The sequence below is a fragment of the Mesorhizobium sp. WSM4308 genome (genome assembly GCF_002294905.1).
Lineage (GTDB): Bacteria > Pseudomonadota > Alphaproteobacteria > Rhizobiales > Rhizobiaceae > Mesorhizobium.
Genome location: NZ_NSFW01000013.1, coordinates 25,893 through 41,810, shown reverse-complemented (window position 1 = coordinate 41,810; position 15,918 = coordinate 25,893). Strand labels below are relative to the sequence as shown.

General features: G+C 62.2%; 14 protein-coding genes and 1 tRNA gene. 5 read left to right on the top strand and 10 right to left on the bottom strand.

All coding sequences use genetic code 11. The features are described 5' to 3' along the window. Positions 1–201 precede the first annotated feature (201 nt). Entirely contained in the window at positions 202–2,082 is a 1,881-nt protein-coding gene (locus CK227_RS23030) for a murein L,D-transpeptidase (RefSeq protein WP_095774431.1), read from the top strand. A 4-nt stretch (positions 2,083–2,086) separates the two neighbouring features. On the opposite strand, the gene CK227_RS23025 is transcribed toward CK227_RS23030, so the two are convergent. The 5 genes from CK227_RS23025 to CK227_RS23005 form a co-directional block, all read right to left on the bottom strand. Beyond that, the gene (locus CK227_RS23025; RefSeq protein WP_179295965.1) at positions 2,087–2,569 is read right to left on the bottom strand and encodes a hypothetical protein; all 483 of its coding nucleotides are present in this window, start codon (positions 2,567–2,569) and stop codon (positions 2,087–2,089) included. 111 nt (positions 2,570–2,680) lie between these two features. Continuing rightward, positions 2,681–3,421: a lysozyme inhibitor LprI family protein gene (locus tag CK227_RS23020; RefSeq protein WP_245318216.1), complete on the bottom strand. Its 741-nt coding sequence runs from the start codon at positions 3,419–3,421 to the stop codon at positions 2,681–2,683. 149 nt (positions 3,422–3,570) lie between these two features. Then, positions 3,571–3,828 carry a PepSY domain-containing protein gene (locus tag CK227_RS23015; protein ID WP_095774432.1) on the bottom strand — a complete coding sequence of 86 codons (258 nt, stop codon included), beginning with the start codon at positions 3,826–3,828 and terminating at the stop codon, positions 3,571–3,573. A gap of 160 nt (positions 3,829–3,988) precedes the next feature. Next, positions 3,989–4,063 (bottom strand) — tRNA-Val (locus tag CK227_RS23010). A 137-nt stretch (positions 4,064–4,200) separates the two neighbouring features. Next, entirely contained in the window at positions 4,201–4,884 is a 684-nt protein-coding gene (locus CK227_RS23005) for a phosphoglycolate phosphatase (RefSeq protein ID WP_095774433.1), read from the bottom strand. Positions 4,885–5,077: 193 nt separating this feature from the next. On the opposite strand from CK227_RS23005, the gene rpiA reads away from it, so the two are divergent. The 3 genes from rpiA to gor all read left to right on the top strand — a co-directional run bounded on the left by rpiA (position 5,078) and on the right by gor (position 7,931). After that, positions 5,078–5,809 (top strand): ribose-5-phosphate isomerase RpiA, encoded by a 732-nt coding sequence (gene rpiA, locus CK227_RS23000; RefSeq protein WP_095774434.1) that lies wholly within the window; start codon positions 5,078–5,080, stop codon positions 5,807–5,809. Beyond that, on the top strand, positions 5,796–6,419 hold the full coding sequence (locus CK227_RS22995; RefSeq protein WP_095774435.1) for a DUF2059 domain-containing protein: 624 nt from the start codon (positions 5,796–5,798) through the stop codon (positions 6,417–6,419). Before rpiA ends, CK227_RS22995 begins: the two co-directional genes overlap by 14 nt. A 120-nt stretch (positions 6,420–6,539) precedes the next feature. Beyond that, the gene (gene gor / locus CK227_RS22990) at positions 6,540–7,931 is read left to right on the top strand and encodes a glutathione-disulfide reductase (protein WP_095774436.1); all 1,392 of its coding nucleotides are present in this window, start codon (positions 6,540–6,542) and stop codon (positions 7,929–7,931) included. Between the two features lie 102 nt (positions 7,932–8,033). Here gor and mgtE read toward each other — a convergent pair whose 3' ends face one another. The 4 genes from mgtE to CK227_RS22970 all read right to left on the bottom strand — a co-directional run bounded on the left by mgtE (position 8,034) and on the right by CK227_RS22970 (position 14,583). After that, the gene (mgtE, locus tag CK227_RS22985) at positions 8,034–9,398 is read right to left on the bottom strand and encodes a magnesium transporter (protein WP_095774437.1); all 1,365 of its coding nucleotides are present in this window, start codon (positions 9,396–9,398) and stop codon (positions 8,034–8,036) included. A gap of 272 nt (positions 9,399–9,670) precedes the next feature. Beyond that, positions 9,671–11,563, bottom strand: coding sequence for an ABC transporter ATP-binding protein/permease (locus tag CK227_RS22980; RefSeq protein WP_179295973.1), 1,893 nt, complete (start codon positions 11,561–11,563; stop codon positions 9,671–9,673). 502 nt (positions 11,564–12,065) lie between these two features. After that, the gene (locus CK227_RS22975; RefSeq protein ID WP_095774438.1) at positions 12,066–12,746 is read right to left on the bottom strand and encodes a DsbA family protein; all 681 of its coding nucleotides are present in this window, start codon (positions 12,744–12,746) and stop codon (positions 12,066–12,068) included. A 16-nt stretch (positions 12,747–12,762) separates the two neighbouring features. Next, a complete protein-coding gene (locus CK227_RS22970) occupies positions 12,763–14,583 on the bottom strand; it encodes an extracellular solute-binding protein (protein WP_095774439.1) in 1,821 nt (606 codons plus the stop codon). A gap of 234 nt (positions 14,584–14,817) precedes the next feature. On the opposite strand from CK227_RS22970, the gene CK227_RS22965 reads away from it, so the two are divergent. Then, positions 14,818–15,447 (top strand): invasion associated locus B family protein, encoded by a 630-nt coding sequence (locus CK227_RS22965; protein ID WP_027046833.1) that lies wholly within the window; start codon positions 14,818–14,820, stop codon positions 15,445–15,447. Between the two features lie 99 nt (positions 15,448–15,546). Here CK227_RS22965 and hspQ read toward each other — a convergent pair whose 3' ends face one another. Next, entirely contained in the window at positions 15,547–15,870 is a 324-nt protein-coding gene (hspQ, locus tag CK227_RS22960) for a heat shock protein HspQ (protein ID WP_019858091.1), read from the bottom strand. Positions 15,871–15,918: the final 48 nt, after the last annotated feature.

Sequence of the window (15,918 nt, the reverse complement as noted above, 5' to 3'; positions counted from 1 at the left end):
ATTTCTCCAGGCTGGAGCGAAACGCCCGCGCTCCAGCCGACACGATCTTGTGAAACCGTTCTGCAACAGGCTTTCCAAAATTTATGAAAGCTTAACCAAATCGGTATGAATCGGTATAGTCGCGCCTTACATCCGCCATGCGGTGAGCGAGACGGTCTAGCGTGCGGAACGGGAACCGGTTGCGACCGGAGCGGGTGATCCATGAAATTCCTCGGTAAAAAAGCAACCGCGATGCCGCTTGTGGCGATCGCGGCAACGCTCGCCCTGGGCGCGCCTCAGGCAGGCGCCCAGGGGCTCTTCGACATGCTGTTCGGCGGCGGCATCAGGCATGAGCCGCAGGGCGAATTTCCGCCTCCGCCAACGCACAAACCCAAAGCCCCGGCTGGCGGCGGCGGCGGCGCAAAGATCAGCGGGCCGTCCTATTACACCTACAAGGCTGACAAGCTTATTCGCGTCGACTTCTCGACGCTGTCCGCCGCGCCGCAGCCGGCGACGGCGCAGGACGCGGCGTTCGTTCCGTCAGCAACGGGGGCTGCTTTCCACGATGCCATTGCCGGTCTCAGCGACTACGAACTCTACGCCGAGCCCGACATCGCCAAGGCGTTGATCGCCTATTACTCGGCCAATCCGGACTTCATCTGGGTGAACGGACCCAGCCCCAACAACCGCGCCCAGGATGCGGTGCGGGTGCTGGGCGAGGCCGCGAGCTACGGCCTGACGCCCACCGACTACACCGTCGATGTGCCGGCCACGACTTCGGCGTCGACGGATGACGCGGCCAAGCTCAGGGAACTCGTGCGCTTCGAGATGGCGCTGTCGGCACGCGTCCTGCGCTATGCCCATGACGCCCAGAACGGCCGTGTCGAGCCCAACCGGATGACCGGTTACTATGATTTCCCGGCCAAGCCGCTCGACATGGTCGGCGTGCTGAAGACGCTGGCGCATACACAGGAAGTGCGCACCTACCTCGAATCGCGGCATCCGCAGAATGCGGAATATCAGGCGCTGCGCGTCGAGCTGGAGGCCCTGCAGGCCAGTGCCGAAAATGAGATCGTCGTCGATCCCAAGCTGCTGCTGAAGCCGGGCGAGACCAGCCCCGAACTGCCGAAGCTGCTGTCGCTGATCGCGCGCAATCTCGATGACGGCATGGGCGGCACCTATGGCGAGCTCTTGTCGCGGCTGGCGACCAGCGAGGTTTATGTCCCCGAGCTGGTGCCGCTGATCAAGGCGGTGCAGGTGAAGGAAGGCATGAAGGGCGACGGCGTCATCGGTCCGCGCACTGTCGCCTTGCTGGCCGGCACGTCGAAGGCTGACAAACTGCTCAAGGTGCAGGTGGCGCTGGAGGAGCTGCGCTGGCTGCCTTCCGATCTCGGCAGCCCACGTGTCTTCATCAACCAGCCGGCGTTCACTGCGAGCTACATCGACAACGGCGAGGAGAAGCTGAAGACGCGCGTCGTCGTCGGCCGGGTGACCAACCAGACGGCTTTCTTCTACGACCAGATCAAGCAGGTAGACTTCCATCCCTATTGGGGCGTGCCGCAGTCGATCATCGTCAATGAGATGCTGCCCAGATTGCGCAGCGATCCCGGCTATCTCGATCGGGCCGGCTACGAGGTGACGGATTCGCGCGGCAAGCGCATTCCGTCGTCGGCGGTCAATTGGGGCGGCTATGGCGCCAACATTCCCTACAGCGTGCGCCAGCAGCCGAGCGAGGCCAATGCGCTGGGCGAACTGAAGATCCTGTTCCCCAACAAGCATGCGATCTACATGCACGATACGCCGCAGAAATCGTTCTTCAAGCAGGACATGCGCGCGCTCAGCCATGGCTGCGTGCGCCTGCAGGATCCGCGCGGCATGGCGGCGGCGGTGCTCGGCACCACGGTCGACTATGTCGCCGAAAAGCTGAAGCACGGGCATTCGACCGAGGATGTGACGCGCAAGATTCCGGTCTATGTCGCCTATTTCACCGCATGGCCCGACATGTCCGGCAAGGTCGAGTATTTCAGCGACGTCTACGACCGCGATTCGCGGTTGAAGCAGGCATTGGACGCCACCGAGGCCGTGCGCTCGCCGTCGAGCTGATCGTTTAGAATTGCGACAACGGGCGGCGGAACCCCGCCTCCCGCCCGGCGATCAGCCAGTAGATCAATCCGGCGACGAGGCCGGCCGCGGCGATGATGCCGATATCGGCCCAGCGCTCCGGGTCTATGTCTTCCGCTGAGCTCGGCCAGATCAGGAAGAAGCCGCCGGCGGCGGCAGCGGCGCCGAAGACCATGTGCATCAGGGCATTGCGCAGCGAGAAGAACTCGGCGATCAGCGCGAAGATCAGTGTCTGCAGCCCGGTCACGACAATCGTCAGGAAGTAGACGAACATGCCGAGCGGCGGCACCACCAGGACGGCGATCGGGCTGACGCCCATGATGTCGAAATAGGCCGGCGCGTTGGGCAGCGAACTGAGCGCGGCGTAGATCGCCGCCACGGCGACCAGGCCGACCAGCACGGCGACCAGATAGCCGGCCAGCATCATCAGGATGCGTTTCATCACATGCTTCGCCGTCGCCATGCCCATCCCCCATGCGGCGCAGTCAACCGTTCCAATCAGCCATCAAAGACGATCCGGCGCAAGGGCAGGCACAGAGCGGATGCTTTGGCAGGCTTCGTGGATTGGGAAGCACGCCGATCAGGCGCCGCCGCACAGATGCTCGGAGTCCGGCAAGGCCCAGGAACCTTTTGCAACCAGATCGATCGAATAATAGACCCGGCCGCGGTCGTCATCCCTGGGACAATCCCTGGGAATCGCGATCAGGCAAGTCACGACGGGTTCGCCGACCTTCGAGGCGGCAAGGCCCGGTTCGCGATCATAGGAGACGGCCCCACCGCCATTGGTGAAGGTGGCTGCGCTGCCGGCGTCGGGCGAGGCGGTTTCCAGCGGATCGTCGCCAAGCCGCGTGGTCAGCGTCTTGATGTGCGTGGACGCGCATTGTCCGACGGCCGAGGGCAGGGGCTGATCGTTGTTGCCGGGATTGCCCGCGGCGGTATCCAGAGCCTTCTTGCCGATCAGGGCGATGTTGTAGTCCTGTACCCATGAGGGCGCATTGCCATAGGTCTGCAAGGCGTTGTTCAGCGCGCTGACGATGCAGGCTGTATCGCTCCTGCAGGCGTTGCGGTCGGCAATCAGCCCGCGGGCGATCTTGCGCTTGTCGCCGCCAAAGGCCGGCTCGAACCCCTTGTAGGCCTTGGCGACCAGCAGATCGATCGCCGACAGCTGCGGATCGGCGCAGATCGCCTTCTCCGCCGGCAGGCTGGCCTTGGCGCAATCGAAGGATGGCCCGTCCGCGGGCGCCGAAGGCGCCGCAAGCATGCTGCCAGCCAGGATGACAGCAAGCACAAGCAAGACTTTGGTTTGGATGGAAGATCGCATCGGTGCCCCCAAGCATCAGGATAGCGCAAGGCACGGCCGCGCCTCGGCGTACATATCACACGCCAAGGATGGACAATTTGCGGCACGCCGATTGGTCCATCGAGCGTGTGCAAAAGCGGATCCGTCTATCGGATATCTGCCGGCGGCTCCTACCTGGGCTCGGCGGTCACCGGATCATAGGTGATTTCGACCTTCGCCTTGTCCGACGTGTAATAGGTGACGGTGTAGGCGCCATCGTCCCAGTCGACCTCTTTCACATAGCGAAAACCGTCGCGGTGCTCGACCTTGGCGAGGATCTCCGACAGCTTCTTGGCATTGGGCGGCGGCAACGGCTTGTCATCCGCCGCCAGGGCCGGTCCGGCGGCGAGAAGAACGGCAACGCTGGTTGCCACGAGAAATCTGGACATGGTTTTCCCTCAAGTTTCGACGCAAGGAAACGAGCTGGTGCGGTGGTTGGTTCCGGATGGGACGCCATGCGTGCCCGGCCATGTCCGCACAAGCTGCAATTCGCCGCGCCGCTGCCAACAGAGCGTCAACGGGCTAAGGCTGGAAAACCATTTGGGAAAATGGTGGGCGATGCAGGGATTGAACCTGCGACCCCACCCGTGTGAAGGGTGTGCTCTCCCGCTGAGCTAATCGCCCGCTCGTTGCCCGAAGGCCAAGCGAGCCGCGATATAAGGGAGGCCGGCCGGTTAAGTCAAGGCGCTGTCTGGCGTTCTCACAGCGATCGGATTCTTCGCTCCTCGGGCCGTCCCGATGGGATGCCGGTCGCCGTCGGCTCAGTGGCCCGCGGCGCGGATCAGCCGCTCCGCCAGTTCCACGGTCAGAGCGTCGAAATGCGAGATCACCGCCGAAGGTTCGAATTCGCGGACATGCCGGTCGGTGTAGCCGAAATCGACGGCCACCACCGGAATGCCGGCGGCCTTGGCGGTGTCTATGTCGGTCTGCGAATCGCCGACCATCAGAGCGCGGTGCGGATCGCCGCCGGCCAGCTTGATGGTTTCGGTCAGGTGGCGTGGATCGGGCTTGCGGAACGCAAACGTGTCCTGGCCGGCGATGGCCGCGAAATGCCTGGTCAGGCCGAGCGCCTCGATCAGCGCCAGGGAATTGGCCTCGTATTTGTTGGTGCAGATGGCAAGGAGATAGCCAGCCTTCTCGAAACGCCCGATCGCCTCGACGACACCGGGGTAGGGGCGCGATTTGCCGGGGATGTTGTCGGTGTAGTGATCGAGGAACAGCTTGAGCAGCCGGTCATGCTCGGCGACGTCAAGCGAGCGCTGCTGGGCGGCGTGCGCCCGCTCTATCATCACGCGGCCGCCATGGCCGACAAAGCGCCTGAAGCCGGCCTCGTCGACGGCCGTGAGTTCGCTGGCAGCCAGGCTGTGGTTGAGGCTGTCGAGCAGGTCCGGCGCTGTGTCAACCAGCGTTCCGTCCAAGTCGAACACGATGATCGGGCGACTCATGATCCATCCTGCACAGGTTTGTACCTGTGGAGGCGATAGCGGCTGCGGCGCGTCAAGGCAAGCAAAGCGGTGGATAGGTGCCCCAACGGCTTTGACCACGGTCAAAGGTTTTGACCCGGTCAAAAGCTTTGACCGGGCCGGCAAAAATGCTAGGAGCCCGAACACAAGGTTCCCCGGGGCAGCAAGCAGCAGCATGGATGCAAGACAGTTGAAGGTCGAGGCCGCGCGGGCCGCCCTTGCCCATGTCAGCGATGGCATGCGGCTCGGCATCGGCACCGGCACCACTGCGGAAGAGTTCGTGCGGCTGCTCGCCGACAAGGTCGCCACCGGCATGACCGTCATCGGTGTGCCGACTTCGGAGCGCACCGCAGCACTTTGCCGCGAGCTTGGCGTGCCGCTGTCGACATTGGAGGAAACCCCCGAGCTCGATCTCACCGTCGACGGCGCCGACGAGGTCGATCCGGAACTGACCCTGATCAAGGGCGGCGGCGGCGCACTGCTGCGCGAGAAGATCGTTGCCGCGGCCTCGCAGCGCATGATCGTCATCGCCGACCGCTCGAAGATGGTCGAGACGCTCGGCCGGTTTCCGCTGCCGATCGAAGTCAACAAGTTCGGCCTGCGCGCCACCGAGATCGCCGTAGCCAAGGCGGCTGCAGAGCTCGGCCTTTCCGGTCCGATTACATTGAGGATGACGGGAGGCCAGGCTTTTGTTACAGACGGCGGCCATTTTATCCTCGATGCATCTTTTGGCCGCATTCCGGATACAAGAGCGCTTTCGAATGCTCTCCACGCCATTCCGGGCGTGGTCGAGCATGGTCTTTTCATCGGGCTGGCGTCAGCGGCCATCATCGCCGGCGGCGACGGTATCCAAACCGTCCATGCCGCCCGAAAACCAGGGAGTTCTACCAACCATGATGTTGCATAACCGGGTTCGCGGCCTTTGCGTCGTTCTGGCGGCTTCGGCCGTTTTGGCCTTGTCGTCGCCGGCGTTTTCGCAGGACGTCACCGAATCGCACCTGAAGGCAGCCCGCGCCGCGGTCGCGGCGATCCATGCGACCGACCCGTTCGACAACATCCTGCCGCAGGCGGCCGCCGCGCTCGAATCGCAGCTCATCCAGAAGAACCCGGACATGCAGGAACTGATCGGCAAGACGATCAGCGAGAAGGCTCTGGCGATGGCGTCGCGCCGCGCCGATCTCGAGAAGGAAGCGGCCCTTGCCTATGCGAAGGTGTTTTCCGAGAAGGAACTCAACGACATCGCCGCCTTCTACAGCTCCGAGTCCGGCAAGAAGCTGCTCGACAGCGGCCCGACCGTGACGCGTGACTTGGTCAAGGCAGCCGACATCTGGCAGAACGGCCTTGCCCGCGATCTCGCCCAGCAGGTCGGCCAAACGCTGGCCGCGGCCGCCAAGGCAAAGGCTCCGGCTGCGCCTGCTGCGCCCGCTGATGGTGCTGCTCCGGCCGACAATGCGGCTCCGGCGGATGGCGCCGCACCGGCCGACGGTTCGGCTCCCGCCGACGGCACGCAGAACTGATCCTGCGTTTTCAAATGCGGCCTTGCGGCCATCTGCGAAGCCCGGCCTGTCCGGGCTTTTCTTTTGGCCTTTGGCGGCCTACCTGTCACTCGCATTTTCCGACATTCAAGGAGCCGCCTCATGGCCGGTTATGACTATGATCTTTTCGTCATCGGCGGCGGCTCCGGCGGGGTGAGGGCGGCGCGCGTTGCCGCCGCACTCGGCAAGCGCGTCGGCATCGCCGAGGAATACCGTTTTGGCGGTACCTGCGTCATCCGCGGCTGCGTGCCGAAAAAACTCTATGTCTACGCCTCGCAATTTCCGGAGCATTTTGCCGATGCCGCCGGCTATGGCTGGACGGTGCCGGAAGCCAGTTTCAACTGGCAGACGCTGGTGGCCAACAAGGACCGCGAGATCAGCCGGCTGGAGGCGATCTACAAGAAGAATGTCGAGGGCGCCGGCGGCGAGACCTTCCATTCGCGGGCGATGATCGTCGACCCGCATGTGGTGCATCTCCTGGACGACGACCGCACCGTCACCTCCGACCAGATCCTGATCGCCACCGGTGGCCGTCCGGCGGCCCACCCAGCGCTTCCCGGTCATGAGCATTGCATCTTTTCCAACGAGGCTTTCGACCTCAAGGAACTGCCGAAGGCGATCATGATCGAGGGCGGCGGCTACATCGCGGTCGAGTTCGCCAACATCTTTCACGGGCTCGGTGTCGACACCACGTTGGTCTATCGCGGCAAGGAGATCCTCAGCCGCTTCGACATGGATCTGCGCCGCACGCTGCACGAGACCATGGAAAAGAAGGGGATCAAGATCCTCTGCCACGCCGTATCGGAGTCGATCCGCAAGCGGCCGGACGGCCGGCTCGATGCCCTTCTCACCAGCGGCCAGACGCTGACGGTGGATCAGGTCATGCTGGCCATCGGACGCATCCCCAACACCGAGAATATGGGCCTGGAAGGCATCGGCCTCGAGATGACCCAGGTCGGCGCGATCAAGGTCGACGCGTATTCCCGCACCAACATCGACAATATCTGGGCGATCGGCGACGTCACCAACCGCGTGCAGCTGACACCGGTGGCGATCCACGAAGCAATGTGCTTTGTCGAGACGGCATTCAAGGGCAACCCGACCGCGCCCGACCACGACACGATCGCGACCGCGGTCTTCTCGCAGCCGGAAATCGGCACTGTCGGCCTGTCGGAAGACGAAGCCGTCAAGCGTTTCGCCGATGTCGAAATCTACCGCGCCAGCTTCCGGCCGATGCGGCACACGCTTTCGGGCCGCGACGAGAAGATGCTGATGAAGCTGGTGGTCGACGGCGCTTCCCGCAAAGTGCTAGGCGCCCACATATTGGGGCCGGATGCCGGCGAAATGGCGCAGCTGCTAGGCATTCCGCTGAAGGCCGGCCTGACCAAGGATGATTTCGACCGCACAATGGCCGTGCACCCGACCGCGGCGGAAGAACTCGTCACCATGTACAAGCCGACCTACCGCGTGAAGGACGGCCAGCGCGTCCAGTGACGGGCGCGTTTTGCTCGATGAAGGTCGACTGAACCACCTAAGGCAGGCAGCCTAGGGCGGAAGCCGCCGCCGGCCATGGCCAGCGGAGGAGACAGCAATGCGCTACAGCAGCGTGCCGCGCAGGATGACCAGCGCCACCGAGAAATAAATCACCAGCCCGGTGACATCGACCAGTGTGGCGACAAACGGCGCCGATGCGCTGGCGGGGTCGAAACCGACCCGTTTCAGCGCGAAGGGCAGCATCGATCCCGAGAGTGAACCAAAGGTGACGATGCCGACCAATGCGGCCCCGACCGTCGCGGCAATCAGCGGCCAGTGCGGACCGTAATCGTAGAAACCGAAATACTGCCACAGCGTGATGCGGCAGACGCCGACCACGCCAAGGATCGATCCCAGCACCAGGCCGGTCGGCAGTTCGCGCAAGGCAACCCGCCACCAGTCGCCGAGCCCAATCTCGCGCAGGGCCAGCGCCCGGATGACCAGCGAGGTCGCCTGCGAGCCGGAATTGCCGCCGGAGCTCATGATCAGCGGGATAAAGAGGGTGAGCACGATCGCTTTTTCCAGTTCGCTTTCGTAGCTCTGCATGGCGTTCGCGGTCAGCATTTCGCTGAGGAACAGGGCGCACAGCCAGCCGGCGCGCTTCTGGATCATGGCGAGGAAGCTCATCTTCATATAGGGCTCGTCGAGCGCTTCCATGCCGCCGAAGCGATGCACGTCCTCCGTCGTTTCCTCGATCATCGTGTCGATGATGTCGTCGATTGTCACGATGCCGAGGATCTTGCCGTGGTCGACGACGGGTACGGCGAGCAGATCGTATTTGGAGATCGTCTGCGCCAGGGTTTCACGATCGGTCAGCGGGGTGACCGTCACCGGCACACGGTCCGGCGCCACAGACAGGATCGGGTCGTCCGGCTCACCGGTGATGAGCCGGCGCAGGCCGGTCGACCGCACCAGGAGGTGCGTTTGCGGATCGACGATGTAGATCGCGTAGACGGTTTCGCGCGTCCGCTCGACCTTGCGGATGTAGTCCAGCGTGCGTCCGACGGTCCAGTCGGAGGGAACGCTGACGAATTCCGTCGTCATGATCGATGCGGCGCTGCCTTCGGGATAGCCCAGAATGGACAGCAGGGTGGCGCGCAGCGGCGGCGCCAGTGCGCCGAGCAGTTCGGAGCGTGCCGGCTCATCGAGCTCGCGCAGTATGTCGGCCGCACGGTCGACCGACATGGCGGTGAGCAGCTTGCTTGCCTTGGCGCGGGGCAGGGCCTCCGCGAGTTCGGGCGCGCCGTCGAGTTCAGGCTGGTCGAAGATCTCGACCAGCCGCTCGAACGGTACGGCGCAAAGCAGATCCGTCGCGGTTTCGCGCGATTCATGGTTGAGCCCCTCGACCACGTCGGCGACATGGTCGTTTGCAAGGATGCGGGCGATGGCGATGGCCTCGTCGTCCGCTACGGGGGAAAAATCGTTCATGGTTCACTCCTAGCCGTCCGGCAGGACATGAACCATGTTAGGTCACGTCTAGGCGGACGGCGGTTGCGTTCGACTAATACTGTCGCCAGGCATGGCGCGGTGACCTTTCCGCTTGCGGGTTCGCGTTTGACTGTCAGCAAGCGGGCGCAACATAGGAGCGCGCCTTGCCGAGTCAATCGCAGTGAGTGAGGAAAACGGCGCCTGATGGCTCCGATCGCGATACTGTGATCGCCGACTGCCGCGCTGCCCGGCAAGTCGCGGTGAAATCAACGTTATTTCTGCTTCAGCCGACGTGAGAAACGCAGCCATTTGTCCTCGACCGGACGTGGCTGGGTCAGAATCGTCGTGAGTTCGACCGGCAGGGTCGGAACCAGCGGCTTCTTGGTGGCGACGCCGTCGGCGATCAACACGATCGAATGGTAGAACTCGGTGCCGGCAGCCGATCGTGGCGCCACCGCTTCGTGCATGACGCTGATCACAGTGACATCGGGGCAGTTGTCCTTGATCGCCTGGTGGAAGGCAATCTTGCCTTCCGGGTCAAGGGCGCCGGTCGCCTCGTCAAGGAACAGCAGCCCCGGCTGCTGCAGGATGATGCGGGCCACCACCAGCTTCTGCTTCTGGCCGCCCGACAGGACCTGATCCCAGCTTTTGCCTTCACGGCTTTCATTGGCCATATGCTCGATGAAGTCGCCAAGGCCGGCCTTGTGCAGCGCGGACGCGACCTGCGCATCGCCGTGGTCGTGCTCGGAGCCCGGCAGGCAGACCAGCTGCTTCAGCGACACCTGCTGGAGCTTGACCTCCTGGGCGGCATAAAAGCTCTTCACCCCGTCGGGGAAGACAATGGTACCGCGGCCATAAGGCCAAAGACCGTTGATCGCCTTGATCAGTGAAGTCTTGCCGCAACCGGATTCGCCTTTGAGGAACGTCCACTCGCTGCGCCGGAAGCGCAAATTGGCGGCGCTGAGGAACGGTGTCGCGTCCTCTCCCTGATGCGCCAGTTCGAGCTTCTGGATGGTCAGGCCGAAAACCGGGTTCTGGCTGGCATAATGGAAGTCGGACTGACCGGTCTGGCTGTAGAACGCCTGCGGATGCTGAACGTTCTCGATCGCGTTCGCCAGTTCCGTGACACGCTGGCTGTTGGCGCGCAGCGTGGCGATGGCGGGCATGACATGAATGAACCACGAGCACTGGCTGATCAGCTGAGCGACCATTTCGGAGCCGGTTATGTAGCCCTTGTAGTCCAGGCGATTGTGTATGAACGACACCAGACCGGGGCCATAGGCGACGATCCGGGCGCCGAGGAAGTTGTAGATCAGCTCGAACGACGTGTAGCCATTGTTGACGACATTGAGCTTGCCCCAGGTCTTGTCGATATCGACGTAGAGCTTGTCGTGCATCGACTTTTGCACGTCTTCGCCATGCGAGGCGGCGACATGGAAGCTACGGCGCAGGAACGTCGTCAGTTCGCTGCGGTAGCTGCCCTCGGCCTGCTGCATGCGGATATTGAGCCGCTCGAGCAAGCGGCCGAGCTTGACCGCGATCCAGGTGTTCAGCGGCACGTAAATGGCGACGGCGAGGAAGGCCAGCACGGCGCTGCCATAACTGCCGAGGAACTCCAGTCCTTTGACCTCAACCGAGGACCCGATCAGATTTTCGCCGATAAAATAGAGCGAGGTCGCGACACCCAGAACGCCCATGGCGAGACCGATCGCCCCGCCCGTCATGTCCTTGATCGATTCCTGGATGCGCTGGTCGATGTTGTCGGGCGCGACGATACCGCCAGCCGCCGAACCATGCTGAGCATGGAAGTGGGTGTGATTGCCGTCGAGCAGAGCCTTGTTGAACTGGCTATTCAGCCAGCCACGCCACTTTCGGTGCAGGGTTGCCGAGACAAGACCACGCACGCCGGTGAAGCCGGCATCCTTGAGCACGACCAGCAGAACCAATATGCCGGCATTGGTCAGGATTGCCTGCAGCGGGCTGGTGTTGGCTGCATCGTGGAAGAAGGCAATCGAATTGCCCAACTCGCCCAATGCCAGGGCAAACCAGACGCCGGCCTTGCTGGAAAGCGCCGTCAGCAGAGCGATGACGATGGTGAGCGTCCAGGCTTCCTTCCAGCGCTCGGAGAACCAGTAGGCCTTCATCAGCCCCCAGAAACTGCGCATCGAGGATACCGGCGTCAAATGCGACCGCCCTGCGGCGCCGCGGTGTAGTCTATCCGGTACTGACTCCTGCGATCGTCTGCCGATCCGAATCACGATCCCGCCCAAACCTTTTTTGTTTTGTTACGGATGGTAACACCAATTGATCATTTTCCATTAATTTTTATAGGGGGTCAGCGAGATTTGAAGATCCGGCCGTGTCGGGAAGGCAACAGAGCAGGCTTTCCAACTGCTTCGCGTAAGCCGGCAGGAAGGCGATTTAACATAACAATGTCAGATGGTTACTTGGTTACGACGCGATGAGCCACAACCTTCCCTTAGGGAAGGCGTCCACACGATTTCGTGACTCATTTTGGCTTGTCCGGCGAGCCGATTTTTCGTTGGGGCTAACCAAATTCCCGAAAACCGGCCGTCCTTTGACGTCTGATTCCTGGCGCGATCGGCCTTTCCGGGAGCCGAGAAGTGACCTGAAACGGTCTCGTCGCAGGCGAAGGAATGACCGGCTTCAGCCGACCTTGTCCAATTCGCCGCGCGCCTTCGCCGCCGCCACCTGGCGGATGGCGTCAGCCAGCGTGTCGACGTCCTGAGCGCCCATCACGGCATATTTGCCTTCAAGCAGGAAGCACGGCACGCCCGATATGCCCATGCGCGACGCCGTGGCGATCTCGGTGCGCACCGCCTCGACATCGGCGTCGGTCGGCAACAGCGTGGCGACCACGGATGCGTCCATGCCGGCCTCGCGAGCGGCTTCGACCAACACGGTATGGTCGCCGATGTTGACGCCTTCCTCGAAATTCAACTGGAAGAGACGGCGGACCAGCCTGTTCTGAACGGCTTCACCGGCAGCACCCGCCCAACGGATCAAGCGGTGCGCATCCAGCGTGTTCGACGCGACCTTGATGGCATCGAAGGCAAAGGAGATGCCCTCTGCCTCGCCGAGCGGCTCGATGCGGGCATGAATCTCGCGAATGCGCTCATCGCTGCCGAACTTGGCCCGCATATACTCCCGGCGGTCCTTGCCTTGCGGCGGAATGGTCGGATCGAGCTGGAACGGCCGCCAGCGTATACGCACATCGACGTCGCCGGCCGCGGCAACGGCCTTGTCCAGCCGCTTCTGACCGATGAAGCACCAGGGGCAGACGACATCCGACACCACATCGACGGTTATGGCGTTCGCTTCGCTCATCTCGATCTCCGGATTTTCAGTTCGGTTTGCGCCACCATGTCGGCAGCTGATAACCGAATATGGGCGTCTTCTTCGGATGTTCCAGATAATTCCAGTAAGCAAGCCACTGCTGCGTGTTGTACTGCATCGGCACCATGTAATTGCCCGAAATCAGCAGCCGGTCGAGAACGCGAACGGCGGCGACATAATCCTCCTTCGAGCGCGCGCGCAGCATCGCTTCGATCGCCGCATCGACTGCCGGATCGGCAACGCCGGCGAGATTGAACGAACCTTCGGCCCTGGCCGCCTCGGAGCCCCAGCGCCCGAGTTGTTCGAAGCCTGGCGACAGTGAATTGCTGAAGCCGCTGGATCCGATCAGAGCCTCGAAATCGAAGCGCTGCTTGCGTGACTGGATCTGGTCGCCGTCGAGGCTACGGATGCTGACATTGATGCCGATCTTCTCCAGCGTGCGCTGATAGATGCCGGCCAGGCGCTCCTCGTCTTGCGAAGCGGTCAGGATCTCGAACCCGAAAGGTTTGCCGTCGGGATCGAGCATCGTGCCGTCCTGCACGTGGTAGCCGATGCTTTTCAGGAGATCGAAGGCTGTCTTCAAAACCTTGCGGTCCTGGCCCGAACCGTCGGTCACGGGCGGTTTCCAGGTGCCGTCCATGACGTCAGGCGGCACACGGCCGGGGTAGGGGGCGAGCAACGCCTTTTCCCTGTCGTCGGCCGGATGGCCGAGCGCGGAAAGCTCGGAATTCTGCCAATAACTCATCGTGCGGGTGTATTTGCCGCCGAACAGGTTCTTGTTCGCCCATTCGAAATCGTAAAGCATGCCGAGCGCGCGCCGAACCACCGGATTGGAGAACTTCGGCAGCCTGGTGTTGAACAGGAAACCGGTCACCACGGGCGGAATGCCGGTATCGAAGGTTTCGGAAACCACCTCACCTCTGTGGAAGGCCGGGAAATCCAGATCGCGCTCCCGTTTGACCGGATCGCCGTCGTCGTCGATGGCGCAAAGGCCTTTCTTGAAAGCCTCGAGCTTGGCGTTGGCGTTGAGGAAATATTCGATGGTGATCTGTTCGTAATTGTCGAAGCCGCGCTTGGCCGGGACATCCTTGCCCCAATAGTCGGGGTTGCGCTTGAACACGATGCGCTGGCCCGGAGCCACCTGGGCAATGGTGTAGGGTCCACTGCCAATCAGCGGCTTGAGCGTTGTCTTGTCGAAAGTCTCCTTGTCGAAGGCATGTTTCGGCAGGATCGGCGTCAGCGCGATGATCATGGGCGTTTCGCGATTGGCCTTGTCATTGAAGGTAAAGCGCACGCTGTGATCACCGGTCTTTTCAAGCTTGGCGATCAGGCTCATGCGTGCGTTGTAGGGCGGTCGGCCCTTGTCGGTGAACACATCGTAGGTGAACAGCACATCCTCCGGCGTCACCGGCTCGCCGTCCGACCACTTTGCATTGGGATTGAGATGGAATTCGATCGACTTGCGCTCGGAATCCATGTCCGCGCTGTCGGCGAGCAGGCCATAAAGACTGAAGGGCTCGTCGTAGTTGCGCTGCATCAGCGGTTCGAAAACGAGGTTGCCGTAGGTCAGATCCATCATGCCGCGCGCCGTCGTGCGCAGGCTTTTCAGGATGAAAGGGTTGAGGTTGTCGAAGCTGCCGACAACACAATAGGTGATGTTGCCACCCTTCGGCGCATCGGGATCGACGTAGTCGAAATGGGTGTAGTCGGGCGGCAGTGCCGGCTCGCCCTGCATGGCGATGGCATGCTTCGGTTCCGACATGGCCGGTCGCAGCGAAAGGGTGAAAAGCGATATCGCGGTGACCAGCCAAACAAGAACGCGGCCCATGACCGTCTCCTTAACAGGTCGGCTTGATGATTCGGTGCGCAGCCTAGCATGAGGCAGTCGCGTACCGGCCAATCGTGTCATCAAGAATTAGAAGTGAGCGGGGCTGGATTCGGCACCGCTTGCAGTGTAACACGCCGTCCGAAGTCATTCTGTTGCCTCATTTCGGCAACAGGTAGCTGGACCACACGGCGTAGAGAAGCCGGTTCCGGGATTATTTGAGAGGAAGTGCACGACATGACGAGCCTGAACAGCAATGCGTACCGCCTTTCGGTCATGGCCGCGGGCGTGGTCGGCTTTCTGGGCGCAGGACTTCCCTCTGCTTCCGCACAGCAGCAGCAACAGATCCCTCAGGGCTGGTTCAAGGCCTGCACCAAGCAGGAAGACGTTGATATCTGCAACGTCCAGAACATCGTCACTGCCGGCAACGGCCAGCTCGTCACCGGTGTCAGCCTGATCGAACTCAAGGGCAAGGTGAACCGCAAGGTGTTTCAGGTGACGGTCCCGACCGGCCGCCTGGTGCCTCCCGGCATCGGCCTGCAGATCGACACCGGCAAGGCCGTAAAGCTCGACTATGTCATCTGCTTTCCGGATCGTTGCGTGGCCGAAGTGCCGCTGACCGACCAGCTCGTCGCCTCGTTCAAGAAGGGTCAGGGGATCACGCTGACCTCGATCAATTTCCAGAATCAGGCCAACCCGATCAAGATCGCGCTCCAGGGCTTCAGCGGCGCCTATGACGGCCCTCCGCTGCAGCAGTCGGACATCGAGGACCGGCAGAAGAAGCTCCAGGACTTCGTTGCCAAGAACAACCAGGACTTCGCCAAGAAGCTCAAGGACGAGCAGGACAAGGCCAAGACCGCCAACTGATCACCGGCTTCGGTCGCTCCCAAGCCAATGAAAAAGCGGGGTCATGCCCCGCTTTTTTCGTGTCTGGCCTTTCCTGACGGCGGCCGGAATGCCGGAAGGTCAGTGCCTGGACTGGCGTTTCGGCTCGTAACGCCCGTCCGGCCTCTTGTCGAACATCTCCTTGATCTGCGGATGGCGGACCGGCTCGCCTGACCGATCCTCGAGGAGATTCTGCTCCGACACATAGGCGATGTACTCGGTTTCCGAATTCTCGGCGAGCAGATGGTAGAATGGCTGATCCTTGCGCGGCCGCACATCGGCGGGGATGGCTTCGTACCATTCGTCGGTGTTGGCGAATTGAGGGTCGACGTCGAAAATGATGCCTCGAAACGGAAACAGCCGGTGGCGAACCACCTGTCCGATCGCGAATTTGGCCGTTTTCATCGTACTCACCACTGAATTCCTTGACTTTATTTGGCGCAGACTCCGAGT

Excerpts from the sequence above, each read along its gene's own strand:
- CK227_RS22975 (WP_095774438.1), bottom strand. The coding sequence starts at position 12,746 with ATGAGCGAAGCGAACGCCATAACCGTCGATGTGGTGTCGGATGTCGTC.
- CK227_RS23015 (WP_095774432.1), bottom strand. The coding sequence starts at position 3,828 with ATGTCCAGATTTCTCGTGGCAACCAGCGTTGCCGTTCTTCTCGCCGCC.
- rpiA (WP_095774434.1), top strand. The coding sequence starts at position 5,078 with ATGGATGCAAGACAGTTGAAGGTCGAGGCCGCGCGGGCCGCCCTTGCC.
- CK227_RS22980 (WP_179295973.1), bottom strand. The coding sequence starts at position 11,563 with ATGCGCAGTTTCTGGGGGCTGATGAAGGCCTACTGGTTCTCCGAGCGC.
- CK227_RS23025 (WP_179295965.1), bottom strand. The coding sequence starts at position 2,569 with ATGGGCATGGCGACGGCGAAGCATGTGATGAAACGCATCCTGATGATG.
- mgtE (WP_095774437.1), bottom strand. The coding sequence starts at position 9,398 with ATGAACGATTTTTCCCCCGTAGCGGACGACGAGGCCATCGCCATCGCC.
- CK227_RS22970 (WP_095774439.1), bottom strand. The coding sequence starts at position 14,583 with ATGGGCCGCGTTCTTGTTTGGCTGGTCACCGCGATATCGCTTTTCACC.
- CK227_RS22995 (WP_095774435.1), top strand. The coding sequence starts at position 5,796 with ATGATGTTGCATAACCGGGTTCGCGGCCTTTGCGTCGTTCTGGCGGCT.
- CK227_RS23020 (WP_245318216.1), bottom strand. The coding sequence starts at position 3,421 with ATGCGATCTTCCATCCAAACCAAAGTCTTGCTTGTGCTTGCTGTCATC.
- gor (WP_095774436.1), top strand. The coding sequence starts at position 6,540 with ATGGCCGGTTATGACTATGATCTTTTCGTCATCGGCGGCGGCTCCGGC.
- CK227_RS22965 (WP_027046833.1), top strand. The coding sequence starts at position 14,818 with ATGACGAGCCTGAACAGCAATGCGTACCGCCTTTCGGTCATGGCCGCG.
- CK227_RS23005 (WP_095774433.1), bottom strand. The coding sequence starts at position 4,884 with ATGAGTCGCCCGATCATCGTGTTCGACTTGGACGGAACGCTGGTTGAC.
- CK227_RS23030 (WP_095774431.1), top strand. The coding sequence starts at position 202 with ATGAAATTCCTCGGTAAAAAAGCAACCGCGATGCCGCTTGTGGCGATC.
- hspQ (WP_019858091.1), bottom strand. The coding sequence starts at position 15,870 with ATGAAAACGGCCAAATTCGCGATCGGACAGGTGGTTCGCCACCGGCTG.